The sequence below is a fragment of the Nonomuraea sp. NPDC050202 genome (genome assembly GCF_040656115.1).
Lineage (GTDB): Bacteria > Actinomycetota > Actinomycetes > Streptosporangiales > Streptosporangiaceae > Nonomuraea.
On sequence record NZ_JBFALF010000035.1, the window covers coordinates 19,195 to 43,836 of the forward strand.

At 72.6% G+C, this 24,642-nt stretch carries 29 protein-coding genes; 15 read left to right on the forward strand and 14 right to left on the reverse strand.

Features of this window, described 5'->3' with window-relative positions; translation table 11 throughout:
• Positions 1-206 precede the first annotated feature (206 nt).
• A complete protein-coding gene (locus AB0I79_RS49545) occupies positions 207-332 on the forward strand; it encodes a hypothetical protein (RefSeq protein WP_357889522.1) in 126 nt (41 codons plus the stop codon).
• A gap of 100 nt (positions 333-432) precedes the next feature.
• On the opposite strand, the gene AB0I79_RS49550 is transcribed toward AB0I79_RS49545, so the two are convergent.
• Both AB0I79_RS49550 and AB0I79_RS49555 read right to left on the reverse strand, forming a co-directional pair.
• Positions 433-1,467 carry a DUF4158 domain-containing protein gene (locus tag AB0I79_RS49550; protein ID WP_357889525.1) on the reverse strand — a complete coding sequence of 345 codons (1,035 nt, stop codon included), beginning with the start codon at positions 1,465-1,467 and terminating at the stop codon, positions 433-435.
• Positions 1,468-1,660: 193 nt separating this feature from the next.
• The gene (locus AB0I79_RS49555) at positions 1,661-2,245 is read right to left on the reverse strand and encodes a hypothetical protein (RefSeq protein ID WP_357889528.1); all 585 of its coding nucleotides are present in this window, start codon (positions 2,243-2,245) and stop codon (positions 1,661-1,663) included.
• 139 nt (positions 2,246-2,384) lie between these two features.
• Between AB0I79_RS49555 and AB0I79_RS49560 the strand changes: the two genes are divergently transcribed.
• The 4 genes from AB0I79_RS49560 to AB0I79_RS49575 all read left to right on the forward strand — a co-directional run bounded on the left by AB0I79_RS49560 (position 2,385) and on the right by AB0I79_RS49575 (position 5,718).
• Positions 2,385-3,584: a hypothetical protein gene (locus AB0I79_RS49560; protein ID WP_357889531.1), complete on the forward strand. Its 1,200-nt coding sequence runs from the start codon at positions 2,385-2,387 to the stop codon at positions 3,582-3,584.
• A gap of 18 nt (positions 3,585-3,602) precedes the next feature.
• Entirely contained in the window at positions 3,603-3,845 is a 243-nt protein-coding gene (locus AB0I79_RS49565) for an ATP-binding protein (protein WP_357889534.1), read from the forward strand.
• Positions 3,846-3,926: 81 nt separating this feature from the next.
• Entirely contained in the window at positions 3,927-4,796 is an 870-nt protein-coding gene (locus AB0I79_RS49570; RefSeq protein WP_357889537.1) for an alpha/beta hydrolase, read from the forward strand.
• 175 nt (positions 4,797-4,971) lie between these two features.
• Positions 4,972-5,718: a class I SAM-dependent methyltransferase gene (locus AB0I79_RS49575; RefSeq protein WP_357889540.1), complete on the forward strand. Its 747-nt coding sequence runs from the start codon at positions 4,972-4,974 to the stop codon at positions 5,716-5,718.
• 46 nt (positions 5,719-5,764) lie between these two features.
• Here the strand turns inward: AB0I79_RS49575 and AB0I79_RS49580 are convergent, their stop codons facing one another.
• The 4 genes from AB0I79_RS49580 to trpB all read right to left on the reverse strand — a co-directional run bounded on the left by AB0I79_RS49580 (position 5,765) and on the right by trpB (position 9,459).
• Complete coding sequence (locus AB0I79_RS49580; RefSeq protein WP_357889543.1) at positions 5,765-6,568, reverse strand: GNAT family N-acetyltransferase; 804 nt, start codon at positions 6,566-6,568, stop codon at positions 5,765-5,767.
• Positions 6,569-6,689: 121 nt separating this feature from the next.
• Positions 6,690-7,445, reverse strand: coding sequence for a GntR family transcriptional regulator (locus tag AB0I79_RS49585; protein ID WP_357889545.1), 756 nt, complete (start codon positions 7,443-7,445; stop codon positions 6,690-6,692).
• The gene (gene trpA, locus AB0I79_RS49590; protein ID WP_357889548.1) at positions 7,442-8,257 is read right to left on the reverse strand and encodes a tryptophan synthase subunit alpha; all 816 of its coding nucleotides are present in this window, start codon (positions 8,255-8,257) and stop codon (positions 7,442-7,444) included. Before trpA ends, AB0I79_RS49585 begins: the two co-directional genes overlap by 4 nt.
• Positions 8,254-9,459 carry a tryptophan synthase subunit beta gene (trpB, locus tag AB0I79_RS49595; protein ID WP_357889551.1) on the reverse strand — a complete coding sequence of 402 codons (1,206 nt, stop codon included), beginning with the start codon at positions 9,457-9,459 and terminating at the stop codon, positions 8,254-8,256. Before trpB ends, trpA begins: the two co-directional genes overlap by 4 nt.
• Positions 9,460-9,510: 51 nt before the next feature.
• Here trpB and AB0I79_RS49600 point away from each other — a divergent pair, with 51 nt between their 5' ends.
• Positions 9,511-9,684: a hypothetical protein gene (locus AB0I79_RS49600; RefSeq protein WP_357889554.1), complete on the forward strand. Its 174-nt coding sequence runs from the start codon at positions 9,511-9,513 to the stop codon at positions 9,682-9,684.
• A 78-nt stretch (positions 9,685-9,762) separates the two neighbouring features.
• On the opposite strand, the gene AB0I79_RS49605 is transcribed toward AB0I79_RS49600, so the two are convergent.
• Positions 9,763-10,485 (reverse strand): helix-turn-helix domain-containing protein, encoded by a 723-nt coding sequence (locus tag AB0I79_RS49605; protein WP_357889557.1) that lies wholly within the window; start codon positions 10,483-10,485, stop codon positions 9,763-9,765.
• A 159-nt stretch (positions 10,486-10,644) separates the two neighbouring features.
• Between AB0I79_RS49605 and AB0I79_RS49610 the strand changes: the two genes are divergently transcribed.
• Positions 10,645-11,466: an oxidoreductase gene (locus AB0I79_RS49610; protein ID WP_357889560.1), complete on the forward strand. Its 822-nt coding sequence runs from the start codon at positions 10,645-10,647 to the stop codon at positions 11,464-11,466.
• 63 nt (positions 11,467-11,529) lie between these two features.
• Here AB0I79_RS49610 and AB0I79_RS49615 read toward each other — a convergent pair whose 3' ends face one another.
• The 4 genes from AB0I79_RS49615 to AB0I79_RS49630 form a co-directional block, all read right to left on the reverse strand.
• Positions 11,530-12,405 carry an alpha/beta fold hydrolase gene (locus AB0I79_RS49615; protein WP_357889563.1) on the reverse strand — a complete coding sequence of 292 codons (876 nt, stop codon included), beginning with the start codon at positions 12,403-12,405 and terminating at the stop codon, positions 11,530-11,532.
• The gene (locus tag AB0I79_RS49620; protein ID WP_357889566.1) at positions 12,402-12,896 is read right to left on the reverse strand and encodes a nuclear transport factor 2 family protein; all 495 of its coding nucleotides are present in this window, start codon (positions 12,894-12,896) and stop codon (positions 12,402-12,404) included. Before AB0I79_RS49620 ends, AB0I79_RS49615 begins: the two co-directional genes overlap by 4 nt.
• Positions 12,893-13,297, reverse strand: a complete 405-nt coding sequence (locus AB0I79_RS49625; protein WP_357889569.1) for a nuclear transport factor 2 family protein — start codon at positions 13,295-13,297, stop codon at positions 12,893-12,895. Before AB0I79_RS49625 ends, AB0I79_RS49620 begins: the two co-directional genes overlap by 4 nt.
• Before the next feature lie 81 nt (positions 13,298-13,378).
• Positions 13,379-14,284 (reverse strand): hypothetical protein, encoded by a 906-nt coding sequence (locus AB0I79_RS49630; RefSeq protein ID WP_357889572.1) that lies wholly within the window; start codon positions 14,282-14,284, stop codon positions 13,379-13,381.
• Between the two features lie 68 nt (positions 14,285-14,352).
• Here AB0I79_RS49630 and AB0I79_RS49635 point away from each other — a divergent pair, with 68 nt between their 5' ends.
• On the forward strand, positions 14,353-15,105 hold the full coding sequence (locus tag AB0I79_RS49635) for a TetR/AcrR family transcriptional regulator (protein ID WP_357889575.1): 753 nt from the start codon (positions 14,353-14,355) through the stop codon (positions 15,103-15,105).
• Positions 15,106-15,213: 108 nt separating this feature from the next.
• Here the strand turns inward: AB0I79_RS49635 and AB0I79_RS49640 are convergent, their stop codons facing one another.
• Together AB0I79_RS49640 and AB0I79_RS49645 are read right to left on the reverse strand one after the other, a co-directional pair.
• Positions 15,214-16,185: an EamA family transporter gene (locus AB0I79_RS49640; RefSeq protein WP_357889578.1), complete on the reverse strand. Its 972-nt coding sequence runs from the start codon at positions 16,183-16,185 to the stop codon at positions 15,214-15,216.
• A gap of 153 nt (positions 16,186-16,338) precedes the next feature.
• Positions 16,339-17,307: a WYL domain-containing protein gene (locus tag AB0I79_RS49645; RefSeq protein ID WP_357889581.1), complete on the reverse strand. Its 969-nt coding sequence runs from the start codon at positions 17,305-17,307 to the stop codon at positions 16,339-16,341.
• Positions 17,308-17,405: 98 nt separating this feature from the next.
• Here AB0I79_RS49645 and AB0I79_RS49650 point away from each other — a divergent pair, with 98 nt between their 5' ends.
• From AB0I79_RS49650 to AB0I79_RS49675, 6 genes are all read left to right on the forward strand, one after another.
• On the forward strand, positions 17,406-17,828 hold the full coding sequence (locus tag AB0I79_RS49650; RefSeq protein ID WP_357889584.1) for a VOC family protein: 423 nt from the start codon (positions 17,406-17,408) through the stop codon (positions 17,826-17,828).
• 66 nt (positions 17,829-17,894) lie between these two features.
• Positions 17,895-18,197, forward strand: a complete 303-nt coding sequence (locus tag AB0I79_RS49655; protein ID WP_357889587.1) for an aldo/keto reductase — start codon at positions 17,895-17,897, stop codon at positions 18,195-18,197.
• 4 nt (positions 18,198-18,201) lie between these two features.
• Complete coding sequence (locus AB0I79_RS49660; protein ID WP_357889590.1) at positions 18,202-19,323, forward strand: winged helix DNA-binding domain-containing protein; 1,122 nt, start codon at positions 18,202-18,204, stop codon at positions 19,321-19,323.
• A 140-nt stretch (positions 19,324-19,463) separates the two neighbouring features.
• Positions 19,464-20,516 (forward strand): NAD(P)-dependent alcohol dehydrogenase, encoded by a 1,053-nt coding sequence (locus AB0I79_RS49665; RefSeq protein ID WP_357889593.1) that lies wholly within the window; start codon positions 19,464-19,466, stop codon positions 20,514-20,516.
• Between the two features lie 21 nt (positions 20,517-20,537).
• Positions 20,538-22,367, forward strand: a complete 1,830-nt coding sequence (locus tag AB0I79_RS49670; RefSeq protein WP_357889596.1) for a glycoside hydrolase family 15 protein — start codon at positions 20,538-20,540, stop codon at positions 22,365-22,367.
• 216 nt (positions 22,368-22,583) lie between these two features.
• Positions 22,584-23,072 carry a DUF6463 family protein gene (locus tag AB0I79_RS49675; protein ID WP_357889599.1) on the forward strand — a complete coding sequence of 163 codons (489 nt, stop codon included), beginning with the start codon at positions 22,584-22,586 and terminating at the stop codon, positions 23,070-23,072.
• A 63-nt stretch (positions 23,073-23,135) separates the two neighbouring features.
• Here AB0I79_RS49675 and AB0I79_RS49680 read toward each other — a convergent pair whose 3' ends face one another.
• Positions 23,136-24,047, reverse strand: a complete 912-nt coding sequence (locus tag AB0I79_RS49680; RefSeq protein WP_357889602.1) for a nitrilase family protein — start codon at positions 24,045-24,047, stop codon at positions 23,136-23,138.
• A 195-nt stretch (positions 24,048-24,242) separates the two neighbouring features.
• On the opposite strand from AB0I79_RS49680, the gene AB0I79_RS49685 reads away from it, so the two are divergent.
• Entirely contained in the window at positions 24,243-24,629 is a 387-nt protein-coding gene (locus tag AB0I79_RS49685) for a helix-turn-helix domain-containing protein (protein ID WP_357889605.1), read from the forward strand.
• The last annotated feature ends 13 nt before the right edge of the window (positions 24,630-24,642 follow it).

The following is a 24,642-nucleotide window of genomic DNA, read 5'->3' on the forward strand; positions in this document are numbered from 1 at the left end:
TGTCACCGCTTCGCAGTTCGGCCGCCAGGTAGGAGAACACGCACACCTCCAGGTGGCGGCGCACCAGCAGCCCGGGACGCTCGGTATCACGGAGAATCTTGCGCCAGGCCCGCGAGGCGAACGCCTCCACCTCGATGGACAGGGTGCGTTCGCGGACCTGGCCGTCCGGGCCGGTCTCCTCGACGGTGACCGTCTCTGCCAGGTAGGTGGCGCGGGAGTTGCGGTGGGCGCGCAGGAACTCCACCGCGTCCAGCACGCTGCGCTCGGCGCTGATCGCCTCCAGCTCGATCGAGTCCACCAGTGTGAACAGCGCCGGCCGGTGCGAGCGGTAGTGCCGCTCCAGCAGCGGCAGGTAGTTGTTGCCGTGATGCGCCGAGACCGCCTCGTGCGCGCTGGCCAGCGCCTCCAGCCCGCCGGCCTGCTCCAGTTTCTTCAGCACCAGCCGCCCGGCCCGTTCGGCCACCACCGACCCCGGCTCGACGTCACCGCCGCCGCCGGTGCCACCAGCGTCGCCAGCGTCCTGCGCCGTCGTGTCGCCCTGGCGGTACTCGGCCGCCGCCTGTGGCCCGTGCCCGGCGGTGCCGGGCGGGGACGTGCTGGGCGGGGACATCGCCTCGCGTACCGCCGACAGCACCTCGCCGAACACTCCCAGCAGTCGTTCGGACTCGGCCCGGTGTGCCTCGCGTAACGCCTCCAGCTGGTGCGGCCCTTCTTGTGGGTGGCGGCCATGCGCTTGCAGAACATGGTCACCACCTCGTCGCGGGTGCTGGTCTTCACGGTGTGCAGCAGACTGATGATCAGCGTCAGCCGCTTGTCCTCGGCCAGCACCTTGCGCAGGTCGGCCACATCGGTGACCTTCGCCTCCCCAGCAAAGTGCGCGACCTTGCCCGACGGCACATCTTCCAGCCACTGCTCGGTCGGGCCCAGCGCATCCAGCTCGCGCAGGAACTCCAGCCGCGTCTTGAACTTGGTCAGCGAGGCGGCCTGGGCCACGTCCTTCAGCTTGTCCAACTCGCTGCGCCGGCTGACCGGATCCACCAGCAGCAGCCGGGCCAGCCGCGCCCGCGCCACCACGTCCAGCTGGCCCGCGACCATGGCGAACAGGCCGGTGTTGATCTGAGTGCGGATCGTCGCGGTCATCGCGTCCAAGGTGGTGTAGCCCGGTAACTCACACCGGGCCCGCACCAGCTCCTCCAGCGCCACATTGATCAGGTCCGCCGGGTTGTCTTTCGTCTGGGCTGCCTTGCGGATCGCCTTCTCCGCGATCTCCCGCACCCGGGCAGGCTCGTAGACCACGCCCAGCCGCTCGCGTACGAACTGCCGGTGCCGCTTGGCCGACCGCTCCGCGGCCTGCTCCAACTCGACCGATCCGGGTAACCCCAGCACGCCGCACACGTGCGCGGCCGCGGCGGGCGGCACTTGATCCAGCTTCGGGAAGTGGCCAGCCGCTGGTAGGACTTCAACCACACCAGCAGAGCGAGCAGATGCTGCTCATCCTGCGTACGACCCCGGGCCCAGTCCACCTCGTCATCGGTGGGGGTGAACGTCTCGGCCAACTCACGGGCCGACATCATGCGCGCGAATCGTGGATACGCCGTCCGATCGATCGACGTCATCCATAAACCCCCGGAGAGATCATCGAGCAGACGGCGCTCCTACCTTAGCGATCAACCTGTCTGCCCACCGCGTGGCCGACACTCCCCGCTGCCCCGTCCAGACCCACAGCGGGAGGTGATGTGTCAGGTTGGTCCTGGCCGTTGAGGTAAATCCGCAGATCAGACCTCGCAGTGAAGTCTCCGCGGCCCATTTCCGGCGTATTCCGGCCGCACCCCTGGGAGACGGTCCTGCCGACGGCCACCATCTGCCTGTCACGGCAGGCGATGATGGCCGCGTCGCGCAGCCCGGCGCCGGTGATGTCCCCGGCGGGGGAGCGGTCGGCGTCGCAGGCGGCGATGAGGGCGCCGATGACGGTGTCGGGGACGTGCTGGCCGGCCGGTTCGCGGTGGCCGCCGAACGGGGCCAGCGCGACGGCCCGCTGGTGGTCGTCGGTGCTGAGCAGGCCGAGTTTCCAGGCCTCCTTGAGCACGCCGCGCAGCGCGGCCAGGTGCTTGTTGCGGTAGGCGGGCGACCAGTCCATCTGGTCGATCTGCTCGCGGATCCAGGCGGTGTGCTCGTAGCGCAGGTGGTGCCAGGGCTGGCCGCGTCCGGTGACGGTGGCGTCGTCGAGCCGGTCGCCGGTGAGCATCCGGGCGATGTGGTCCTCCCTTACCAGTTACTTGCGGGAATCTCTCCTTCTCGCAAGCTACGTGCCATCTAGCGACACGCAACGGATCGGATTTTCTGGTTTCTAATTTCTAGAAAATCGAAAATGATACACTGCCGTCGTGACAGCAGAGACCACCCTGGTGACGCCTTGTAAGCACTGCGGTGCGCCGATCGAGCAGCGGCGGGGGAGAGGACGGCCGAAGGCGTACTGTCCCGAAAAGGATTGCCAGGCTGCGGCCAAACGGGAGCGGGAGTTGCGGCGCGCCACCCCCGGGCTGGAAGGGGCGTTGGCCAGGGCCGAGCAACTGTACGACCGGATGGAGAGCGGGCTGGCCGCGGCGATCGAGCCGCTGGCGCGGGCGCTCGCCGAGGAGCTGAGTCCCGCCGGTGTCGAGGCCAAGCTGAGCGCTGTGCAGGCTGAGGCGCACACGCGGGTGGCGATCGCGCGTACCGAGCGGGAGCAGGCCTTCGAGCAGGTACGGATCGCGCGCGAGGCCACCGAGCACGCCCGCAGGCAGACGGCCGAGATGCGGGTGCGGCTCGAAGAGGCCGAGCAGGAACGCGAGACCGCGCTGGGTGACGCCGAGCGGGCACGGGAGCAGGCGCTGGCCGCGTTGCGCGAGGCCGCGAGCACCGAGCGGCAGGCGTTGCAGGCGGCCGAGGAGGCCAAGCGGCGCGCCGAGCTGGCCGAGCGCCGGGCCGAGGAGGCGGCCCGGCGGGCGGAGCTGGCCGAGCAGGCCAGGGATCAGGCCGTGCAGGAGCTGACCGAACGGGTCCAGCTGGCCGGCCGGCAGGTGGAGGAGGCGCGGGCCGCGGCCGTACAGGCGCAGGAGGATGCTGCGCTGGCCCGCGAGGAACGGGAGCGCGCCCGGGAAGAGACGGCGGCGGCCGTGCGGGCGCGGGAGCAGGCCGAACGTGACGTGATCGCGGCCCGGGCACGCGAGGAGGCGGCGGCGCAGGAACGGGAGCGGGCCGTGGAGCGGGCCGTCAAGGCCGACCGGGCCGTGGCTGAGGCCGAGCGGGACCGCGCGGTGGCGCTCAAGGACGCCGCGCAGGCGGCGGAGGAGGCGGAACGGCTGGCCGGGAGGGTGGCGGCGCTGGAAGAGGAGGGGGCCGCGGCCGTGGCTCGGGAGCGCAAGGCGGTCGCGCGGGAGAAGTCGCGGGCCGATGCCGCGGTCAAGGAACGTGATCGGGTCCAGGGGGAGTTGCGGCTGGAGCGGATCCGACTGGAGGATCTGCGGGCGGAGCTGGAGTCCGCACGGGCGGAGGCGGCGCAACTGCGGGAACGCGCGGTGGCGGCGGAGCTGCGTTCGTCGTGATGCCCGACTCCCGCGCTGGTGGTGGACCGGCTGCCACGGATCAAGCGGATCAAGCGGGCCGAACCCCACCAGGTCGGCGATGGAGATCTGGTGGGGCTGCCGACCTGGTGCCGGCGGCTGCATACGACCCCTGGGCAGGGTGCCGGGCTCGGGTTGTCGATCGTCGCGGCGATCGCGAAGGCGCACGGGGCCGACGTGCGGGCGAGCCCCCATCCGGGTGGCGGGCTGGAGCTCGTCGTGGTTTTCGCGCGATCCGGGTGAAGTGCCCGCGCGGGGGTGATACAGGTGATTCGGCGTGCGGATCGCGGCGCTTCCGGAAGAAGGCGGGCAAGAAGGCATCGCATGACACTCACGACCGTGATCGAGATGGACGACGGCGCACGGCTGCGGACGTGGACGGCGGGCTCGGCTGTCCCGGAGAGATGCCCCGTGGTCATGGTGCACGGCGGTCCAGGAGTCCCCGACTATCTCGCGCCGGTCGCCGGCATCATCGACGACCTGTGCCTGGTCCACCGCTACGACCAGCGCGGCACCGGCGGATCGGCCTGGGAGGGGGAGCACACGATCGCCCGCCACGTTCGCGACCTGGCGTCGCTGCTCGACGCGTGGGGACACGACCGGGCCGTTCTGCTGGGACATTCGTTCGGGACCAATCTGACCGGCTACTTCCTGCTGGCCCATCCCGCGCGGGTGGCCGGCCTGGTGCAGGTCGCCGGGCCGTTCCTGGAGCCCTGGCGGGAGGCCGACCGAGCAGCACAGCGGGCGCGGCGCACTGACGAGCAGCAGGCCAGGCTCGATGAGCTCGACGCGATCGGGGCGCGCACGGACGCCGAGGAGATCGAGTACCTCACGCTGTCGTGGTTCACCGACCACGCCGACCGAACGCGGGCATGGGAGTGGGCGCTGGCCTCGGCCCGTACGCTGCGGCCGGTCAACTACACGATGAACGCCCAGCTCAACGCGGCCGCGAAGGCCGACCCGCTCGCATCACACGTGGACGAGCTGCGCGAGTGCCTGCCGCCCGGCGCGGTGATCATCGGCGGGGCGGGTGACAGCCGCCCCGCCGATGCCCTGCGACGTCTCGGAACGCGCCTCGGCCGCGAGGTCGTCATCGTCCCGGACGCGGGGCACTTTCCGTGGCTGGAAGCGCGGGACCAGTTCGGTACGGTGCTCCGCGCCGCGGTGGAGAGGCAGACCCGAAGGGCCGGCTGACACGGGCGGGGCACGCGGGCGTCCTGGCATCGCCGCGGGCGTGGCAGGGGACGAACGATCTTGACCGGGGGACGGGCAGCGGCGATCATCACAAGGCCGGAGGCAGAACACCGGGCACCCGTGACACCGGCCCGCCGGTGTGGCGCGGGATGGCCCCGGCCGGAGAGGCGGCGACATGTCCAGCGCGCAGTTGTACGACACCATCGGAGCCACCTACACCGTGACGCGGCGCACCGAGCCGCGGATCGCCGCGAGGATCTGGGCCGCGCTCGGCGATGCGCGGACGGTGCTGAACGTCGGGGCCGGCACCGGCTCCTACGAGCCTCCCGACCGCGACGTCATCGCGGTGGAGCCGTCGGCGCTCATGCGGGCGCAGCGTCCCGCCGGCGCGGCGCCGTGCGTGGCCGCCACCGCGGAGAGCCTCCCGTTCGAGGATCGGTCGTTCGACGCCGCGATGGCTGTCAGCACCGTTCATCACTGGCGGGACCCGATCGCCGGGCTGCGCGAGATGCGGCGCGTGGCTCGCCGGGTGGTGGTGTTCACCTTCGACGGCAACGACCCCGAATGGCTGCACCGGTTCTGGCTCACCCGCGACTACCTGCCCGAGGTCGCCCGCCTGCTGGCCGGCTGGCCCCCGCTGGCCGGCCTGACCGGCGCGATCGGAGCCCGCGCGGAGCCGGTGCCCGTCCCGTGGGACTGCGCTGACGGCTTCTTCGAGGCCCACTGGCGCCGGCCCGAGGCGTACCTGGATGAGCGGGTACGTCGCGGGATGTCGGCGTGGGCCGGAGTCGGGCCGGAGGCCGAGCGGCGGGCAGTGCGCGGCCTCCGTGACGACCTCGGCTCAGGCCGGTGGGCCGAACGCAACCGCGACCTCCTCACGCTCGACGCGGCGGAGCTAGGTCTGCGCCTGCTCGTCGCCTGACCGCGCCGCGGAGGTGTACGCACTGCCCGTCGGGTGGGTGCGCTGTTCAGGCTGGCCGAGCGCGTACCCGATCGTGATGCTCGCGTACGACGGTGAACCCGGCCGATCGATAGAGCGCCACAGCGGCCTCGTTCGTGGCCGGTGTCACGACGGCGACCGCGCTCGCACCCCGGCGGGCGAGGGCCGCGCACGCGCCCAGCACGGCATCGCGCCCATGGCCGTGCCCGCGATGGTCGGGATGGGTGCCGACGGGTTCGAGCAGCCCGCACCTGCCCACGCCCGCGAACCAGCCGGTCGCGGCGGCCGCCGGCTCCCCGGAGGGTGTGCGGACGAGCGTCTCCACGGCCAGCCCGCCCGCCGGTGACCGCTTCATCGTGCGCCAGCGCTCGACGGTGAACGTGGATCCCGCGAAGGCGGACCGCTGCACCAGCACCCGGTCGGCCGCATCGCCGGCACCGACGGGCTCGGCGCGGCTCGACACCGGCCGCGGGGTCCACGACATGACGAGCCAGGGCTGCTCCCGATCGAGCTCCCAGCCGGGCACGGGCAGGCCGTCGCACCGGTCGTTGCCGGGTTCGAGCAGTTCCTCGGCATCGGCCGCGATCGCCCCGAGATCGGCGCCGGGCGCGGCGGTCACGCGCAGCACGGGGCCGTCGAGGAAGCCGGCCGCCACCGGTGTCTCCTCGTGCGTCCAGACAAGGATGTCCGCGTCGTCGAACCGCAGCTGCCAGCCCACGTCTCCGGGATGGAGGCCGCCGCCGGGGGCATCGGCCGGTGTCCACTCGCACAGTGCGCGCAGGGCCGGGCCGGTCTCCGCAGGGGTCAGGCGGTGCCGCGCGAGGGAGATCATGGACGGCAGACTAGCCAGCGCGCCACGGATGTCTCAAAGGGTTTTCATCCGGCGCACGCCAGCCGCGCCAGCCCTCTGAGCTGCGGGAACGCCGCCGCTGGGGGATCTCGCGGGCACGTTCTCAGCTCGTGGCGCCCCAGGTGAGGGAGAGGCCGGTGGCGGCGCGTTCGGTGCGGATCTCCATCATGCTGCCGAGGATGGTGGCGTGGTCGGCCACCACGGGCGTGGCGTCGAGCGTGTAGGTGATCCGGGTGCTGACGAGCACCGGGCTGCCCTGCGGCTCACGGAGGTGGCGGGCGGCGGCGGCGTCCAGCAGACCGGGCCGGACCACCTCGGACGCCCGGGCGACCGTCACTCCCGCGTCGGCGAGGGCCGTGTAGAGGGAGACGGCGGTGAAGTCACGGTCGCGGATCTGATCGGCCACCGGCCGCCGGACCCAGGACACCTGGTGCACGGCGGGACGCCCGGCGAACTCACGGACCCGCTCCAGCCGCAGGGCGGTGTCGCCGGGACGCAGCCGCAGCTGCGCGGCGATCCCGGCGGGGGCCCGGCGCACCGCCCGCCCGGCCACCGCGGTGCGCACGTCGTGGCCCTGCTTACGCAGGTCGTCGACCAGGCTGCGGAGCGAGTCGAGCTGGTACGCCAGGTGGGGCGGGGCGACGAACGTGCCCCTGCCGGGCTGCTGCACGATCAGCCTCTCGTCGCTGAGCTCCCGCAACGCCTGGCGCAGCGTCATGAGAGTCACCCCGTAGGAGGCGCTCAGCTCCCGTTGCGGCGGCAGGGCCTCACCGGGGGCGTAGTGTCCCGACCGGATCTTCGCGGCGAGGTCGGCGGCGATGGCGCGGTATCTCGCCTCGTGCCCGGCGTCGGTGGTCATCGTGGTCGGTCACACTCCTGGTCGAGGGCTTGCCGCAGGGTTGCGAGGAAGACCCGCAGGTCGTCCGGCCCGGCCCCGTCGAGCACCCGCCGCATGACCGCGGCGCCTACCACCACGCCGTCGGCGTGCCGGCGGGCTTCGCGTGCCTGGTCCGGGGTGGAAATGCCAAATCCTAGCAAGATCGGCCGGTCGGTGACGCGCCTGATCCGCTCGGTGAGCTCCGCCGCCGAGGCGGCGAGGGCGGTCCGCTCGCCGGTGGTGCCCATCACCGACACCGCGTAGACGAATCCGCGGCTGCGTTCCGCGATCTCCGCCAGCCTCGGCTGCGGCGTCGCCGGCGAGGCCAGCAGGGCGGGCTCGATCCCGGCGGCGGCGGCCACGTCTGTCAGCTCGTCCGCCTCGTGCACCGGCAGGTCGGGCACGATCAGGCCGTCGACGCCGGCCCGGCGCAGCGCGGTGCAGAACGCCTCGGGGCCGTCGTGCAGCACCAGGTTGTAGTAGGTGCTGGCGACCAGCGGGATGCCCAGGTCCGGCAGGCCGGACAGGTCGGCGAGGATCCGGCGGGTGCTCGCGCCCCTGGCCAGTGCCGCCTGGCTGGCCTGCTGGATGGTGAGGCCGTCCAGCGTGGGGTCGGAGAAGGGCAGGCCGATCTCGATCGCGTCCGCCCCGGCGGCGGCGAACGCCCGCAGGTAGTCCGTCCAGCCGGGCGTGATCCCCCCGGTGACGTACGGCATGAGCAGGCCGCGGCCGGTGTCCCGGCGGGCACGAAGGTGGCGTTCGACCGCGCCCGCGGCCAGGGTCGGGTTCGTCACAGCAGCTCCTTGTAGGTCGAGACGTCCTTGTCGCCCCGTCCGGACAACGTCATCAGCACCGTCGTTCCCGCGGGCAGGTCGCCGTCGCCCGCCGCGCGGATCACCCAGGCGAGGGCGTGCGCCGATTCGAGTGCCGGGACGATGCCTTCGGTGCGGGCCAGCCGTACGGCCGCGGCGACCGCCTCGTCGTCGGTCACCGTGACGTAGCGGGCCCGGCCCAGGTCGCGCAGGTGGGCGTGCTCCGGGCCGACTCCGGGGTAGTCGAGCCCGGCGGCGATGGAGTGCGCCTCGGTGATCTGCCCGTCGTCGTCCTGCAGGAACAGCGAGCGGCAGCCGTGCAGGACGCCGAGCCGGCCGCGGGCCGCCCCGGCGCCGCCCTCCGCCTCGACCCCGACCAGGCGCGCGGGGGTGTCGGCGAACCCGGCGAAGGTGCCGGCCGCGTTGGAGCCGCCGCCGACGCACGCGACCACGTGGTCCGGCACGCCGGTCCGCAGCTCGGCGGCGCACTGCGCGCGGGCCTCGTCGCCGATGACCCGCTGGAACTCCCTGACCATCCACGGGTACGGATCCGGCCCGACGACCGAGCCGATGCAGTAGTGGGAGTCACCGGTCGCGCCCACCCAGTGCCGCATGGCCTCGCTGGTCGCGTCCTTGAGGGTACGGCTGCCCGAGGTCACCGGGACCACCTCGGCGCCCAGCATGCGCATCCGGAAGACGTTCAGCGCCTGCCGCTCGATGTCGCGCTCGCCCATGAACACCGTGGCCTCCAGCCCGAGCAGCGCGGCGGCCGTCGCGGTGGCCACCCCGTGCTGGCCCGCTCCGGTCTCGGCGATCAGCCTGCGCCGTCCCATCCGGGTGGCCAGCAGGGCCTGGCCCAGCACGTTGTTGATCTTGTGGGAGCCGGTGTGGGTGAGATCCTCGCGCTTGAGGTACAGCTGCACGCCCAGGGACTCCGACAGCCGCCGGGCCGGGGTGAGCGGGGTCGGCCGGCCGGCGTGCACGGCGAGCAGGCGTGCCAGGGCGCCGCGGAATCCCGGATCCGCCCAGGCGTCGCGGAACGCCTCGTCCACCTCGCGGCACGCCTCCACCAGGGACTCCGGTGCGTACCGTCCGCCGTACTCGCCGAACCGGCCCCGCGCGCGGGGCTCGCCCATGGTCCCGTCCAGCGGGACCGGCTCACGCCACGGCAACACGTTTCGCATGCCATGCTCCAATCGTTCTATAACTCCGCGAAGAGTTCTATAACAGTGAGTGTGGCACGGGCGGCGCCGAAGCGCCACCGCGTCAAGATCGAGAAGACCTCCGAGCGCCGTCCCCGGACCGTCGTCAGTCTCACCGGGCCCGGCCGCACCACCGTCGCCGAACACTGGGACCGGCTGATCCGCCTGCACGAGGCCGCTCGCAGCTGGGTTCCCTCCGAGCCCTGACGGCCTGGCGCCGGGCCCCGGTCAGGTGACTCGGCTCACGGGCCGTGACCGGCACCTCGTGCGCCGCGATGCCGCGACTCACCCCCCGCGGCGCAGGGAGAGGGCCTGGCGCCAGTGTGCGGCCGCCTGACCCATGTCGTGGCCGAGGAGTTCGAAGAACTGGCTGGTGGTGCGGAGCCGGTCGCCGGTGGGCGTGTCGGCGCCGAAGAGCTCGGCGCCGCGCCGGGTGGTGTCGGCCCAGGCGGCCATCGCCCTCGCGCTGGCCGCCCAGGTGCGGTACCAGACATCGACGTCGACGAAGTACCGCATCCGGCGCGCCTCGCGTTCCCTGGCGACCATCTGCCTGCCCTCCAGCCACCTGATCGCGTTGGAGATCGTCGCCGGGCTGACCTGGAGACGCTGGACCAGCTCCGCGGCGGTCAGGCTGCCGCTCTCGCTGATGATCAGCGCGGCGAACACCCTGGCCGTCATGGGCGACATCCCGGTCTCGATCATCATGGCGGCGAACTGCTCCTCGAACTCCCCGGCCGTATGGGTGTCCCGGCTCTCCGCGGTGCCCGGGGCGCCGGTGTGGGGGACGCCGGCGTGCGGGACGCGCTTACGGCGGCGGGCGCGCCAGCTCGTCGCATGCTGCGCACGGGCCGCCCGGTAGCCGTGCGGGCCGCCGTTCCTGGCGATCTCGCGGGTGACGGTGGACCGGGAGCGCCCCAGCCGGCGGGCGATCTCCGCGTACGTCAGGCCGGCGGTCAGGCCCTCGGCGATCCGGCGGCGATCCTCGGCGGTCAACCGGCTTCCCGGCATGGGTTCCCTCCTCGCACGAGCCAGCGAGCGGTGCTGTTGCACTCAGCTACAAGCTCATTGCACCAATCCAGTGGCCGCCACCTGCGCACACGAGTTCTGCGAGTTGTCTTGCCACGGAACACGACCCTAGCGTCTACCTCGAAAGAAGAGGAGATCATCATGGAGAAGGTCGTTCTCGTCACAGGTGCCTCCGCCGGCATCGGCAAGGCCACCGCACTCGAGCTCATCCGCGCGGGCCACATCGTCTACGGTGCCGCCCGGCGCGTGCCCAAGATGGCCGACATCCGCGAGGCGGGCGGCCACGTCCTGGAGCTGGACGCGCGCCGCCCGGAAGACCTGGAACGGGTCGTCGCCACCGTGGTCGAGGAGCAGGGCCGCATCGACGTCCTGATCAACAACGCCGGCACCGTCCTGCACGGCGCGGCCGAGGACATCCCCCTCGACCTGGCACGCGACCAGTTCGAGGTCAACGTCTTCGCGCCGGCCCGGCTGATCCAGCTCGCCCTGCCGCACATGCGCGAGCAGGGATCCGGCACGATCGTCAACGTCTCCTCCATCGGAGGCGAGATCGCGCTGCCGCTCGGCTGCTGGTACTACGCGACCAAGCACGCCCTGGAGGCCTACTCCGACTCGCTGCGCATGGAGGTCGAGCCGTTCGGCATCGACGTCGTGATCATCCAGCCGGGCATCATCAAGACCGAGTTCGAGGACCGTACGGCGCAGGAGCTGCGGGAGATCTCCGGCACGACCGCGTACGGGGCGATGGCCGAGGCCATGGCCAGGCGCGCCGAGACGCAGCTCGGCGACGACTCCCAGGGCAGCGACCCGGGCGTCGTCGCCGCCGCCATCCGCCAGGCCGTCGAGGCCGGCAAGCCCGAGACGCGCTACGCGGTCGGCTGGCTGGCCGACCGGCTGCTGGAGCTCAACAGGACGCTGCCGGACCGCGAGTTCGACAAGCTCGCCACGAACACCTCGAAGTAGGCCCCGATGGCAGGCTCCGGTCTGCCGCGCGGACGAGCGGGTGCGCGGCCGCGGTGACGTGGATCACCGCAGCGTCCTGCCGAAGTGCGCGGCCACGGTGTCGACTGCCAGGGTCACGTGTGGTTCCTGGTCGTAGAAGTCGAACTGGGTGCCCTGGGTCCAGAAGATGTCCTTGGGCCCGGCCAGTCCGGCGTGGAAGCGGCGCGCGCCGTCGGGGATGGCGGCGTCCTCGCTGTGCACGAGCAGCGTGGGCTGCGTGATTTGCGGGGCCAGGGCGATGGAGTCGTAGGTGAGCCAGTCGGGCCAGGCCATCACGGCGAAGCGGTTGGGCCAGGCGGGGATGCCGCCGCGGGCCGGGTTGAGGTAGAAGTCGATCTCGTACGGCATGGCCGCCGCCGGATCGGTGGCGCTCACCACCGGGACGTAGTCGACCTCGCCCGTCTCGTCATACCGCGACCTCGCCTCCCGCCCCATCTTGATCTTCTCGGCCACCGCCTCCGCACCCCCGTAGGCGGCCTCGCAGATGGCGGCGTCGTGCAGCCACGGCGCCACCAGCGCCAGCGACTTGACCCGGGGGTCGCGGGCGGCGTTCCCGGACATGTACATCGCCGCCGCGCAGATGCCGAGGGCTCCCAGCCGGTCACCGTCCACCGCCGGGTGGGCGGCCAGGAAGCCGAGAGCGTGGTGGATGTCGCGGACCTTGCGCTCCGGGTTCTCCACGTCCCGCGGCTCGCCGCCCGACTCGCCGAAGCCGGCGAAGTCGAAGGACAGGGCGGCGTAGCCGCGTTCGGCCAGGCGCTGGGCGTAACGGTCGGCCATCAGCTCCTTGACGCTGGTCCAGGTGCCCGCGACCACCACGCCGGGCGCCCGTTCCACGCCGTCCGGCAGGTAGAGGTTGCCGGCGAGGGTGGCGCCGTCGCTGTCGAAACTCACGTTCACGCGTACTCCAAGGTGGCCATGGTGATCAATCCGTCGGAGATGTCGAAGTGGTAGGCGGCGCGGAAGCCGCCCGTGCCGCCGGGCTGGAAGCGCACCAGCAGGGTGACGCCGCCCGTGCGCGGCGTGTGCTCGAGCAGGGTGTAGACGCCGCCGATGACCTCGGCCGCGGCCCAGCGGCGGATGGCGTCCCGGCCGCGGATCTCCCGCCCGACGTCGATGACCAGGCCGTCGGGGGCGAAGGCGGCGGCGAGCGCGTCGGCGTCCTTCGCCGCCACCGCGTCGAGGTAACGCTGGGCGGCGGGGTCAAGGGGACCCCGCGAGGCGGCCCGCGAGGGCGGTGGCGAGAACGGGGCCGGCGAGGGCGGGAGCGCGGACGGGGGCGGCGCGGTGCCGGTGGCGGCCGTGCTCGGGAAGCCGCTGGTGGTCACCGCGACCACCCCGCCCACGACCAGAACGGCCGTCGCCACCCCGGCGACGATCGGCCATCTCATGGCCGGCCGTCGCTCCAGACCGCGGTCATCACCACGCCGCCGATCCGCCACCCGGCGGCGGTTCTGACCAGGTCGAAGCGGTAGGTGCCGCCCAGCGTCCACAAGGTGTCGTCGGTCTTGCGGTGGGTGGCCTGGAAGGAGGCGGTGCACACCGCGCTGTCGCCGTCGAGGGTGACCAGGTGGTTGCCGAGCAGGTGCTGGGTGGCCTGGAAGGCACCGAGCGCGTCCTTCCACGCCGCCACGATCTGGCCGGGGGCGAGGGTGGCGGGCTCGCCTCCGTTGAGGCTGGTGTAGTCCAGGGTCACCTCATCGGCGAACACCTCGGCCAGCCTGCTCCACTCCCGCTGGTCGGCGTGCCAGGCCATGCGGGTGCAGGTGTCGATGACATCGAGTCGGTCCATGCGGCCCAGCATGTCCGTGCCGCCGCCGGCGCGGGAGACGGAGAGGTTGCACGACCGGGTGCAGGAACCTGCACCCGGGGCTCACAGCCAGCCGCGCTCCTTGGCCAGGAGCGCGGCCTGGAAGCGGGTGGCGGCGCCGAGGCGGGCCATCAGGTCGGCGACGTGGGCGCGGAGCTTGCGTACCGAGACGTGCAGCGCGCGGGCCGCGGCCTCGTCGGTGTCGTGGCAGGTCAGGGCGTGCAGGACCTGCTGCTCGATCGGGGTCAGGGGCATCTCGTCCAGGTCGCGGGCGCGGTCCCACATGCCGTCGAAGACGTCGGCGAGCATGGCGACCATGCCGGGCTGGCGGATCTGCAGCGCGCCGGCCATCGGGTCGGCGGGATCGGCCTGGACGAAGGCGACGGCGCGGTTGACGACGGCCAGGTGCCGGATCGGCTCGGTGGTGACCCGGTGCAGGTCACCCAGGGCGTGCTGGACGCGGGCGTGGGGCCCCTGCTCGGGGTCCCGCAGGGCGCGGGCGGAGAAGAGAGTACGGCTGCGCAGGCCGCGCGCCAGCAAGCGGTTGAAGGGGGCGAGGGCGTAGCCGGTTTCCTGGTAGTAGGCCCGTTCCTTCAAGTGGGCGAACTCGCCGGGATCGTCGTTCATCAGCATGCGCATGCGCAGGGTGACGGCCCGCCCGTCCGGCAGGTGCTCGACCATCTGCACCGTCCGCCCGCTGCGGTGCTCCTCGGTCAGTTCGGTGAGCACGTCCCACGCCAGGCTGAGCTCGGCCAGGCGGCGCTGGGTGTGCTCGATGCGCCGCCGTACCAGCAGATCGACCGCGACGGCGGGGGCGGCCGCGTTCAGCGCCTCGTCCACCAGGCCCAGCGCCCGTAACTCGGTGAGAGCGGGAAGGCTGGGGTCGAGGTCCGTGCCGGGGTTCCGCAGCAGACGGCGGTAGAGGTTTTCCTGCTCGGCGGTCAGCCCCAGGCTGGCGAGACCCGTCATCGTTCCCCCAAGACGCAGCACTCCGTACGAGATACAGTGTATAGCGTACGGAGTTTCGAGGGGGAGTCATGGGATCAGGGGACGAGCTGCCCACGGTGGTGGCACGCATGTGGGGCCTGGAGTCGGCGTCGCGCCGGGGCCCCCGCCCCGGGCTGACCCTGGAGCGGATCACCGACGCCGCGATCGAGCTCGCGGACGCCGAGGGGCTGGCCGGAGTGCGGATGAGCAGCGTGGCCGCCCGGCTGGGAGTGTCCACGATGTCGCTGTACGGCTACGTGCCCAGCAAGGACGACCTGCTCACCGCGATGGTGGACGCGGCGGCTCCCGACCCGCCGGAGCCGGGCCGGCTCACCTGGCGCGAGTACCTGGCCCGCTGGACCCGCGCCAACCGCGACTTCCTGGCCGGCCACCCGTGGCTGCTGGCGGTCTCGCCCCTCACCCCGCCCATCGGGCCGCGCACCCTGCGCTGGCTGGACCGGGCGCTGACCTCGCTGGCCGGTGCGGGCCTGGCCGGGGTGGAGGCCGTCAACATCGCCTCCACACTGTCCGCCTACGCCGTCAGCTCCGCCACCCTCCAGACCGCCATGACGGGAACGGTCGACGAGGCGGGGCCGGAAGGGCCGGCCGGGTACACCGCGCTGCTCACCCGGCTGGTCGACGGCCGTGGCTATCCGGGGCTGGCGGCGGCGCTCGAGTCCGGGGCGTTCGGCGCCGCGCCCGACTGGGTCGAGGACGACGACTTCGCCTTCGGCCTCACCCTGCTCCTCGACGGCATCGAGGCGCTCATCGCCCGGCGAAGGGAAGGCCGAACCGAACCCTGATCGAAGTCGGGCGCGGCCACCGAGCCGGGAAGCGGTTCATGGCGTCGTTCTCGCGGCGGCCGGCGATCTCACGGCGCGGACGTCGTCGCGCGGGACCGGGCGGGCAGATCACGGCCGACCGGCGGCACGCCCTCCCGGGGAGACCGGTGTGAGAGCCGGCTCGCGGCCGGCCTTCCCGCCGGACCCGGTGGCGGTCTGGGCGAGGAGCGCGCCGGACAGCACGATCAGCCCGCCCACGATCTGGAACCCGCCGAGCGTCTCCCCGACCAGCCCCCACGCCACCACCCCCCCGCCGATGACCTCCAGCGACGCCACGGTGACGCCGACGGCGGCCGACAGCCGCCGTACGGCGCTCACCCCCAGGATGTACGCCACTACGGTCGCGACCACCACCATCCACAGGTACGCCACCACCACAGGCAGCGTCAGGCCGTCCGCGGAAGGCGTGACGGACACCGTGAACGCCTCCCACGGCAGGTCCCAGGGCCGCGCGAACGGGGTCAGCACCACGACCGCCCCCGCCATCCCCCAGGCGATGAGCCCGAGGGGGTCCAGGTCGTCGCCGAAGCTATCGTTCATCAGGAAATATCCGGCGGAGCACGCCGCGGCCAGCATCCCCAGCGCCAGGCCCAGCACGTCCAGCCGGATCTCCTGCCACGCCTCGACGACCAGCACGAGCCCGGCGACCGCGACGACGGCCCCGACGTACGCGGCCCGGGCGAGCCGGACCTTCCGTACGAGCCGCACCCAGGCCACCACCATCACCGGCGCCAGGTAGACCAGCAGCAACGCGATCCCGACCGGCAGCCGCGTGATCGCGGCGAAGTACAGCGACTGCACCCCGGCCACCGCCACGACCGCGTACAGCCCGACGAACGGCACCCTGGAGCGGGGGATCCGCAACGCCCGCGGCCTGACCGCGGCCAGCACCGCCACCAGCAGCAGCCCGGCGCCCGCCATCCGCGTCCACACGGCCTCGATCGGCGTCAGCCCGGCGGCGTCGAGGTATTTCGCCATCGGCCCCGAGAACGCGAAGCACCACGAGGCCCCGAACGCGAGCGCGAGCCCCGCGTACCTCATCCCACCCTCTCCCGCCTGCGCTGTCATGACCGGTCAGCAGGACAGTCACATGTCCGGCATCCCGCGCGCAACGGAATAAACCCCCTCACCGGGCGGCCGGCGGCGCCGGCAGCAGCGTCTGGACCAGGCCGGGCCGGGTGCCCGTCACGGAGGTCAGCGGGCCGGGCGCGCGGCCTCGGCGTAGCGGCCGGCCAGCTGGGCGAAGGCGGCCCTGAGCTCGGGCGGGCCGACGACCTCGATGTCGGCGTCGAACCTGCCGACGGTGGCGGCCAGGCCGGTCCACGACCACGAGCCCAGCACGAGCCGGCAACGGCCGGGTCCGAGCTCCTCGACCACCCCGTCGCGGACGAAGGGGGACACGGCGGCGGCGGGCAGGGCGAGGATCACCTCGCCGCGGCAGGGCCACTCGCCGGAGCCGTCGGAGCCGAGGAACCTGCCGGCCACGAAGGCGGCCACCGTGCCTCCTGGCAGCTCGCGCGGGGTGAAGCGGGGCCCGGTCGGGGTGCGCGGGGCGATGCGGTCGGCGCGGAAGGTGCGCCAGTCCTCGCGGTCGAGGTCCCAGGCGACGAGGTACCAGCGCCCGCCCCAGGTGACGAGGTGGTGGGGCTCCACCCGGCGCGGCGGGGCCTCCTGCGAGCCGTCGTAGTCGAGGCGCAGCACCTCGCGGGCGTGGACGGCGGCGCTGAGCGCCACGAGCACGCCGCTGCCCACCTGCGGCCCGGGCCGGAGCGCGGGCCGCTCGACGGTGGTGACCCGCAGGGTGTCGATGCGGTGGCGCAGCCGGGCGGGCATCACCTGGCGGACGGTGCTCAGCGCGCGGGCCGCGGCCTCCTCGATGCCGGCGCCGCTGGTGGTGGCGACCTGCAGCGCGATGGCCAGGGCGACGGCCTGCTCGTCGTCGAACAGCAACGGCGGCAGCTCCGAGCCGGCGTCCAGCCGGTACCCGCCCTCCGGCCCCTTGAAGGCGACGATGGGGTAGCCGAGCTCGCGCAGCCGGTCGACGTCGCGGCGCACGGTGCGCGGGCTGACGTCCAGCCGGTCGGCGAGCAGCGCCCCCGGCCAGTCGCGGCGCGTCTGGAGCAACGAGAGCAGCGCCAGCAGCCGGGCTGAAGTCTTCGGCATGTTCCCCATTCTGCCCGGAGTAGAGGCCACACCCTGTCCGCTACCCCTGCGACCGTGGTTCTCGCAACGACCTCCTTCGCCATGAACAGGAGCCACATATGTCTGTCACGACCACCACTCATCTGAACTTCAGGGGCGACGCCCGCGCGGCGCTCGAGTTCTACCAGTCCGTGTTCGGCGGGCACGTCGCCGTCGTCACCTACAAGGACGTCGGGAACGTGCAGGACCCCGCCGACGCGGACCGGGTGACGTGGGGCCAGGTGCTCGCCGGGAACGGCTTCCACGTGATGGCCTACGACGTTCCCTCGGGGATGCCGTGGGACCGGGGTGAGAACGCGTTCTTCGTCTCCGTCCGCGGCGAGGATCCGGAGGAGATCACCGCGTACTGGGAGAAGCTCTCCGACGGAGCGACCGTCGCCCAGCCGCTGGGGCCCGCGCAGTGGGCCCCGCTCTACGGGATGCTCACCGACCGCTTCGGGGTCGTCTGGGTCCTGGACGTCGTGAGCGAGTACAACGCCTGAGCCTCCAGCGTGGTGCGGGACCTGCCCGCACCACGCCCCTCCTCCTGCCGAAGGGAACGACCACAGATGAGAACGCGCCCCCTCGGGCGGACCGGGATCCAGGTGAGCCCCTACTGCCTGGGCACGATGATGTTCGGCCGGGTCGGCAACCCCGGCCACGACAACTGCGTCCGCATCGTCCACCGGGCCCTCGACGCCGGGATCAACGTCATCGACACCGCCGACGTCTACTCCTGCGGCGAGGCCGAGGAGATCGTCGGCAAGGCGCTAGGAGCCGACATCGGGCCGCTCGACGTCTCCTACGACCCGCCGGCCATCACCCAGGCGGCGCTGCGCAGGCGGCCGTCCGGCGAGCGTGCCGCGGCGTGAGGCGATGACCGTGCTCAGCACCCGGGCGCTGAACCGCGCGACGCTCGCCCGGCAACTGCTGCTCGACCGCGCGGACCTGCCGGTGTCCGGCGCGGTGGCGCACCTGTGCGGCCTGCAGGCGCAGGAGCCGCAGGAGCCGTTCGTCGGGCTCTGGTCGCGGCTGCGCGCCTTCGACCCGGCGGCGCTCTCGGAGCTGCTGGCCGGGCGCGGTGTGGTGCGTACGCACCTCATGCGGCGCACCGTGCACCTGCTCACCGCCGCCGACGCCCTGGCTTGGCGGGCCCGCCACGACGCCATGCTGCGCCAGCGCGTCCTCGGCACCTACCGGCGCGAGCTGGCCGGGGTGGACCTCGACGAGCTCGCGGCGGCGGGCCGGGCGGTGGTGGCCGACGGCGAGCCGCGCTCGATGAGCGAGCTCGCGCGGGCGGTGGCCGCGCGCTGGCCGGAGCCGGGGCCGCGGGCGCTGGGCGAGATGCTGGTCGCCGCGCTCATCCCGATGGCTCAGCTGCCGCCGCGCGGGATGTGGCGGAGGAAGGCGGGGGTGCGCAACGTCCCGCTCTCCTCCTGGCTGGGGCGGGAGATCGACCCGCCGTCCGCGGACGGCTCCGATCCGGTGGGGCAGGCGCTGGTGCGGCGGTATCTCGCCGCGTTCGGCCCGGCCGCCGCGGCCGACCTGCGGGCCTGGTGCGGTCTCGCCGGGCTGCCCGCCGCGGTGGCCGCGGTCCGCGAGGAGCTGGTCGACTTCCGGGACGAGCGGGGCCGGATGCTGCTCGACCTGCCCGACGCGCCGCGCCCCGACCCCGGCGTCCCGGCCCCGGTACGGTTCCTGCCGGCGTTCGACAACGCGATACTCGGCTACCACGACCGCAGCAGGATCATCGACGACGCCCACCGCGGCCTGTCGGTCGCCGGTGCCCGCGTGGTCCTGGTGGACGGCCGGGTCGGCGCGACCTGGACCGTCGAGGACGGTGCCGTGACCGTCGTCCCGCTGCGTCCCCTCTCCCGGGCCGACCGCGAGGCCGTGGCCGAGGAGGGGCGGGCGCTGGCGTCGTTCCTGTCCGACGGCGACAGCGATCGCGTACGGCTCGACCCTCACGTGGGGTCAGGTGACGCAGTGAAGGCATGACCAGGCGAGAGCGCCGTCCGCGACGCCGTCATGGCCGGCTCCGATCGCCGCGACCGGGCGGAGGTTAAACGCCGAGGTCAGCCGGGTAGGCCTGGGCATGTTCGCGGCGTTTACGGGGGGCGCCGAAAGTGGGGGGCACGATGCGAGCGTTCGTGATGAGGGAGATCGGCCAGGTCGGGTTCATGGACAAGCCCGTCCCTCGGCCAGGCCCGCTCGACGCCGTCGTCAAGACCACCGCCGCCCTCATCTGCACCTCCGACTCCCACACCGTCAAGGGCGGCATCGGACCGCGGGAGAACCTCACGCTCGGCCACGAGGGCGTCGGCGTGGTGCACGAGGTGGGCGACGAGGTGAAAACCTTCCGGCCGGGCGACCGGGTCCTGGTGGGCGCCATCACGCCCGACTGGGGCGACCTCGCCTCGCAGAACGGCCACCCGTCGCAGTCCGGCGGGCCGCTCGGCGGGTTCAAGTTCGCCAACTCCAAGGACGGGGTCTTCGCCGAGTACTTCCACGTGAACGAGGCCGACGCCAACCTGGCGAAGATCCCCGACGGCGTCCCCGACGAGATGGCCGTCTACTGCGCCGACATGCTCTCGACCGGCTTCATGGGCGCGGAGAACGGCAACATCCCCATCGGCGGGACGGTGGCCGTGCTCGCCCAGGGACCGGTGGGGCTCATGGCCACCGCCGGCGCCAAGCTGCGCGGCGCCGGCCTGGTCATCGGGGTCGAATCGGTGTCCAGCCGGCAGCGGCTCGCCCGCGAGTACGGCGCCGACGAGATCGTCGACTTCACCAAGGAGGACGTCGTGGAGCGCGTCCTCGACCTGACCCAGGGGCAGGGCGTGGACACCGCCATCGAAGCCCTCGGCGCGGACGCCACCTTCCAGACCGCTATCAAGATCACAAAGCCGGGCGGGACGGTGTCCAACACCGGTTACTACGGGGAAGGCGAGTTCGTGCGCATCCCCCGCATCGAGTGGGGCGTCGGGATGGCCGACAAGACGATCACGACCGGCCTGTGCCCCGGCGGCCGGCTGCGCATGGAGCGGCTGCTGCGCGTCCTGCAGGGAAAGCGGCTCGATCCCACGCCCCTGACCACCCACACGTTCCGCTTCGAGGAGATGGAGCGGGCCTTTGAGGTCTCGGACAAGAAGCTCGAGGACATGGTGAAGGTGCTGATCACCTTCCCGTGACAGTGACGGAGAACGCCGGCCATGCTCGATCCCGATCCGCCCTTCCGTCCGGTCCGCCGGCACGCGGGCTACCTGCCGCTGGAGGACCTGGGCCTCATCGGCGACGGCACGACGGCGGCGCTCGTCGGCCTCGACGGCTCGATCCCGTGGCTGTGCCTGCCCCGCTTCGACAGCGACCCCCTCCTGTGCGGCCTGCTGGACCACGAGCGCGGCGGCCACTTCACGCTGACCGTGGATGACCTGCGCGAGGCCAGGCAGTTCTACGAGCCGGACACCGCGGTGCTGGTCACCGAGCTGCGCGGCCCGGCCGGCCTGGTCCGCATCACCGACGCGCTGGCGCTGCGCCCCGGCGCCGACCTCAGCGACGACGCGGGCGGCGGCCGGTCCGAGCTGGTCCGGTCCGCGACCGTCCTTTCCGGGACCGCGCGCCTGCGGGCCGAGCTGGAGCCGCGCGGCGGCGCGCAGGCCCGGCTCCTCTACAGCGGCCTGGAGGTGGGCGCCTCCCGGCGGCCCGACCTGCGGCTGCATCTGCGTGCCAACCGCCCGCTGGCCGGCCTGCGCAGCGCGTACGACCTTCAGGAGGGCGACCGGCTCGACCTGGTGCTGTCCTGGGGACGCGTGCACCGCCACCACCGGTTCGACCCCGAGGCGATGTTGCGGCAGACCGCCGAGGCCTGGCGGCGCTGGATGCGCAAGTGCAGCTACAGCGGCCCCGAGGAAGCGCTGGTCCGGCGCTCGGTGATCACGCTGAAGCTGTGCGACGACTGGGGCAACGGCTCGCTGGTCGCGGCGCCCACGTCCTCGTTGCCGGCGCCGATCGGCGGGGTGCGCAACTGGGACTACCGCTACACCTGGATCCGCGACGCCGCCTACGCCGTGTTCGCGCTGCGCCGCGTCGGCTTCGAGGAGGAGGCCGACGCCTTCCTCGGCTGGGTTCTCGACGCCTTCGAGCAGAGCCGCCATCCGCGCATCATGTACACCCTGGGCGGTGGCCCCGTACCGGAGGAGATCCACGACGCCGATCTGGAGGGCTATCGGCGCTCGGCCCCGGTGCGATGGGGCAACGGCGCCGCCGACCAGCGCCAGCACGACGTCTACGGCGAGGTGCTGGACTGTGCCGACCAGTGGCTGCTCCCCGGCCGCGAGCTCCAGCCGGCCCTGTGGTCCGGCCTGGCGGAGCTGGCCGAGTCCGCCGCGTACGCCTGGCAGCAGCCCGACCAGGGCATCTGGGAGGTACGCAGCGAAGGCCGGGTCTTCACCTACTCGGCCGGGATGTGCCAGGTGGCCCTGGACCGGGCGGCGGCGATCGGTGAGCGGCTCGGCATGTCCGGGCCGATCGCGACGTGGCGGGCCGCCGCGGAGAAGCTGCGCCGGCTCATCCTGGACCAGGCGTGGGACGAGGGCGCGCGGTGCCTGAGCGAGCACCTCGACGGCGGCGGCTCCCTGGACGCCAGCCTGCTGGCGCTGCCGCTGCGCAAGGTCGTCCCGGCCCGCCATCCGCGCATGGCGGCCACCACCGCCGCCATCGCCGAGCGCCTGTCGGCCGGCGACGGCCTGCTCTACCGCTACCTGCACGATCACTCACCCGACGGCCTGTCAGGCGACGAGGGCGCCTTCGTGCTGTGCAGCTTCTGGCTGGTCGACAACCTGATCCTGCTGGGGCACCTGGATCGGGCCGAGGACCTGTACGCGTCGCTGTGCGCCCGGGCCAGCCCGGTCGGGCTGCTGCCCGAACAGATCGACCCCGCCACGGGCGCCTTCATGGGCAACTTCCCGCAGGCTTTCAGCCACATCGGGATCATCGCCAGCGGCGTCAACCTGGCACGGGCGAGAGCAGGGATCACCGCATGATCGAGGCGGTCAGGACGGGCGTCCGGATCGGGGCCCGGCGATCACCCCGGCCCACCCCCTACGGCTGGTGGTACTCCGACCGTGCTGGACGTTCTCGGCGGTGCTGGCCACCCAGGCCGGAGCGACCGGCGGGCCGCGGGCGATCCCTGGAGCGGGGGATCGGCATCCCTCCGGCGGGGGAGTTCATGAGGCCGTGCCCCCGAGAAGCTGACACTCATGAGCACTCGACCCGCGGCCCACCTGCCGGCCACGTCCGGATCCCCAAGCCGGCTCACCATCTGGGCCGGACGCAGCATGGTCCTGATCGCCGTTCTGCACACGGCCGTTTTCGCCCGCCTCGCCCCTTGGGCGAGCTGGTTCAGCGGAGATCTTCGCAACGATGCCGCGGACGGCCACTCGCTGGCGACGTTCTGGGCGCTGCCCGGTGGATTCGTCGTCACACTGATCCTGCTGGGGCTGCTCGTGGCACGAGCAGGACGGCGGGGACAACCCGTTCCCGCGTATGTCGGCTGGGTGATCCTCGGCTGGGCGGCGCTGGCCGTCAGCCTGATCGGAGCGAGCGGTTTCCTCTTCGCCGCGATTCCGGCTGGACTGCTCATCACGGCGAGCCTCACCGCCGGACGACGCCACCGCGGCCGGGACCGGGTCACGGGCCGGTCAGGCGGCGGCCGGCCGGAGCGCGAAGCAGGTGCCGCCGAGGGGTGAACCTTCGGCGTGGAGGGTCCCTGATGCGCCCGCGACATGTCGCGGGCGATCGTCAGGCCGACGTCACCGGGGCAGCGGAGCGCCGCCACGGTAGCCGAGCATCTGGTCGTACAGGTCGGTCCGCCGATCGCGGTGCAGGTCGTTGAGCTGGTTCCAGATCGGGGCCGTCCGCGCCGCGGTGAGGTCGACGTCGGCGTAGATGATGGTGTCCTCGTCCGGGCCGGCGATGCGATCGATGGGCCAGCCGTTCGTGCCCGCGATGAGGGAGTTGCCCATGAATCCGGCGCCGCGCTCCTGGCCGATCCGGTCCGCGGTGGCGATGAACACGTTGTTCGCGTGCGCCGCCGTGATCGTCAGGTAGGCGGCCATGCAGACGCCGCTCTGGTCGTACAGCGGCGGCGGGGTCCAGACCCAGCCGGTGGGGACGCAGATGATGTCCGCGCCGAGCTGCGCCACGATGCGGGCCGTCTCGGGGAACCAGATGTCCCAGCACACCAGCAGCCCGATCCGCCCGATGCGGGTGTCGAACACCGAGTATCCCTCGTCACCGGGCGTGAACCACAGCTTCTCGGTGTTCCACAGGTGTGTCTTGCGGTAGCGACCGATGTACCCCTCGGGGCCGACGAGGACCGCGGTGTCGAACAACCTGTCGCGGTCCTGCTCGGCGACGCAGGCCACGATGTACACGTTGCGCTCGGCCGCGAACCGCGCGAACCGCTGCACTGTGGGGCCGTCCGGTACCGCCTCGGCGTGCGCGAAGGCTTCCTCGCGGGTCTCGAAGACGTAGCCCGTGGTGGCCAGTTCGGGCAGGACGATGAGGCCGGCGCCGGCCTCCGCCGCGGCCGTCAGCCGCTGCTCCACCGCCACCGCGTTGGCCTTCAGGTTCTCGACGCCCACGCGGGGCTCGAACTGCACCACCGCAACCCGGACCGGGCTGACCCTGGTGTCCTTGCCGGTGTCCTGTCGTTCCGTCATGACCTCTCCTCGGGCCGCACTTTTCGTCCAGCGGTTTCATTTTGAAACCATTCATGGCGACCCTAGAGGAAGCTGGTTTAAACTTGCAACCACTCGCGTGAGCTGTCTCCAGGCAGCCGGACGGACAGGGGTGGCATGCAGGGACGGGGTGTCAGTCATCGGCAGGCGGAATGTCCTGTCGCCAGGACGGTGGACGTGATCGGGGATCGATGGTCCCTGCTCATCGTCCGGGACGTCTTCGACGGGATCCGCCGATTCAGCGAGCTGCAGCGGAACCTGGGGCTGGCCAAGAACATCCTGGCGTCCCGCCTCCGTGAGCTCGTGGCCCAGGGCATCCTGGAGATGGTCCCGGCGACCGACGGGTCCGCCTACCAGGAGTATGCGCTCACCGCGAAGGGCCGCGAGCTGTTCGCCGTGATCGTGGCCCTCAGGAAATGGGGAGAGGCGCACCTCTTCGAGGAGGACGAGCCCCGCTCGGCGCTGGTCGACATCGAGAACGAGCTTCCCGTCCGGCTCCAGGTCACGGACGCCACGGGCCGTCCGATCAGTTCCGGCGAGGCGTTCGTGCGCAAGGTGTCCTGAACGCCACCGGCGG

Coding starts and splice junctions, on each gene's coding strand:
- AB0I79_RS49555 (WP_357889528.1), bottom strand. CDS start 2,245: ATGCTCACCGGCGACCGGCTCGACGACGCCACCGTCACCGGACGCGGC.
- AB0I79_RS49570 (WP_357889537.1), top strand. CDS start 3,927: ATGACACTCACGACCGTGATCGAGATGGACGACGGCGCACGGCTGCGG.
- AB0I79_RS49575 (WP_357889540.1), top strand. CDS start 4,972: ATGTCCAGCGCGCAGTTGTACGACACCATCGGAGCCACCTACACCGTG.
- AB0I79_RS49580 (WP_357889543.1), bottom strand. CDS start 6,568: ATGATCTCCCTCGCGCGGCACCGCCTGACCCCTGCGGAGACCGGCCCG.
- AB0I79_RS49585 (WP_357889545.1), bottom strand. CDS start 7,445: ATGACCACCGACGCCGGGCACGAGGCGAGATACCGCGCCATCGCCGCC.
- trpB (WP_357889551.1), bottom strand. CDS start 9,459: ATGCGAAACGTGTTGCCGTGGCGTGAGCCGGTCCCGCTGGACGGGACC.
- AB0I79_RS49605 (WP_357889557.1), bottom strand. CDS start 10,485: ATGCCGGGAAGCCGGTTGACCGCCGAGGATCGCCGCCGGATCGCCGAG.
- AB0I79_RS49610 (WP_357889560.1), top strand. CDS start 10,645: ATGGAGAAGGTCGTTCTCGTCACAGGTGCCTCCGCCGGCATCGGCAAG.
- AB0I79_RS49620 (WP_357889566.1), bottom strand. CDS start 12,896: ATGAGATGGCCGATCGTCGCCGGGGTGGCGACGGCCGTTCTGGTCGTG.
- AB0I79_RS49625 (WP_357889569.1), bottom strand. CDS start 13,297: ATGGACCGACTCGATGTCATCGACACCTGCACCCGCATGGCCTGGCAC.
- AB0I79_RS49630 (WP_357889572.1), bottom strand. CDS start 14,284: ATGACGGGTCTCGCCAGCCTGGGGCTGACCGCCGAGCAGGAAAACCTC.
- AB0I79_RS49635 (WP_357889575.1), top strand. CDS start 14,353: ATGGGATCAGGGGACGAGCTGCCCACGGTGGTGGCACGCATGTGGGGC.
- AB0I79_RS49640 (WP_357889578.1), bottom strand. CDS start 16,185: ATGAGGTACGCGGGGCTCGCGCTCGCGTTCGGGGCCTCGTGGTGCTTC.
- AB0I79_RS49645 (WP_357889581.1), bottom strand. CDS start 17,307: ATGCCGAAGACTTCAGCCCGGCTGCTGGCGCTGCTCTCGTTGCTCCAG.
- AB0I79_RS49650 (WP_357889584.1), top strand. CDS start 17,406: ATGTCTGTCACGACCACCACTCATCTGAACTTCAGGGGCGACGCCCGC.
- AB0I79_RS49655 (WP_357889587.1), top strand. CDS start 17,895: ATGAGAACGCGCCCCCTCGGGCGGACCGGGATCCAGGTGAGCCCCTAC.
- AB0I79_RS49660 (WP_357889590.1), top strand. CDS start 18,202: ATGACCGTGCTCAGCACCCGGGCGCTGAACCGCGCGACGCTCGCCCGG.
- AB0I79_RS49665 (WP_357889593.1), top strand. CDS start 19,464: ATGCGAGCGTTCGTGATGAGGGAGATCGGCCAGGTCGGGTTCATGGAC.
- AB0I79_RS49670 (WP_357889596.1), top strand. CDS start 20,538: ATGCTCGATCCCGATCCGCCCTTCCGTCCGGTCCGCCGGCACGCGGGC.
- AB0I79_RS49675 (WP_357889599.1), top strand. CDS start 22,584: ATGAGCACTCGACCCGCGGCCCACCTGCCGGCCACGTCCGGATCCCCA.
- AB0I79_RS49680 (WP_357889602.1), bottom strand. CDS start 24,047: ATGACGGAACGACAGGACACCGGCAAGGACACCAGGGTCAGCCCGGTC.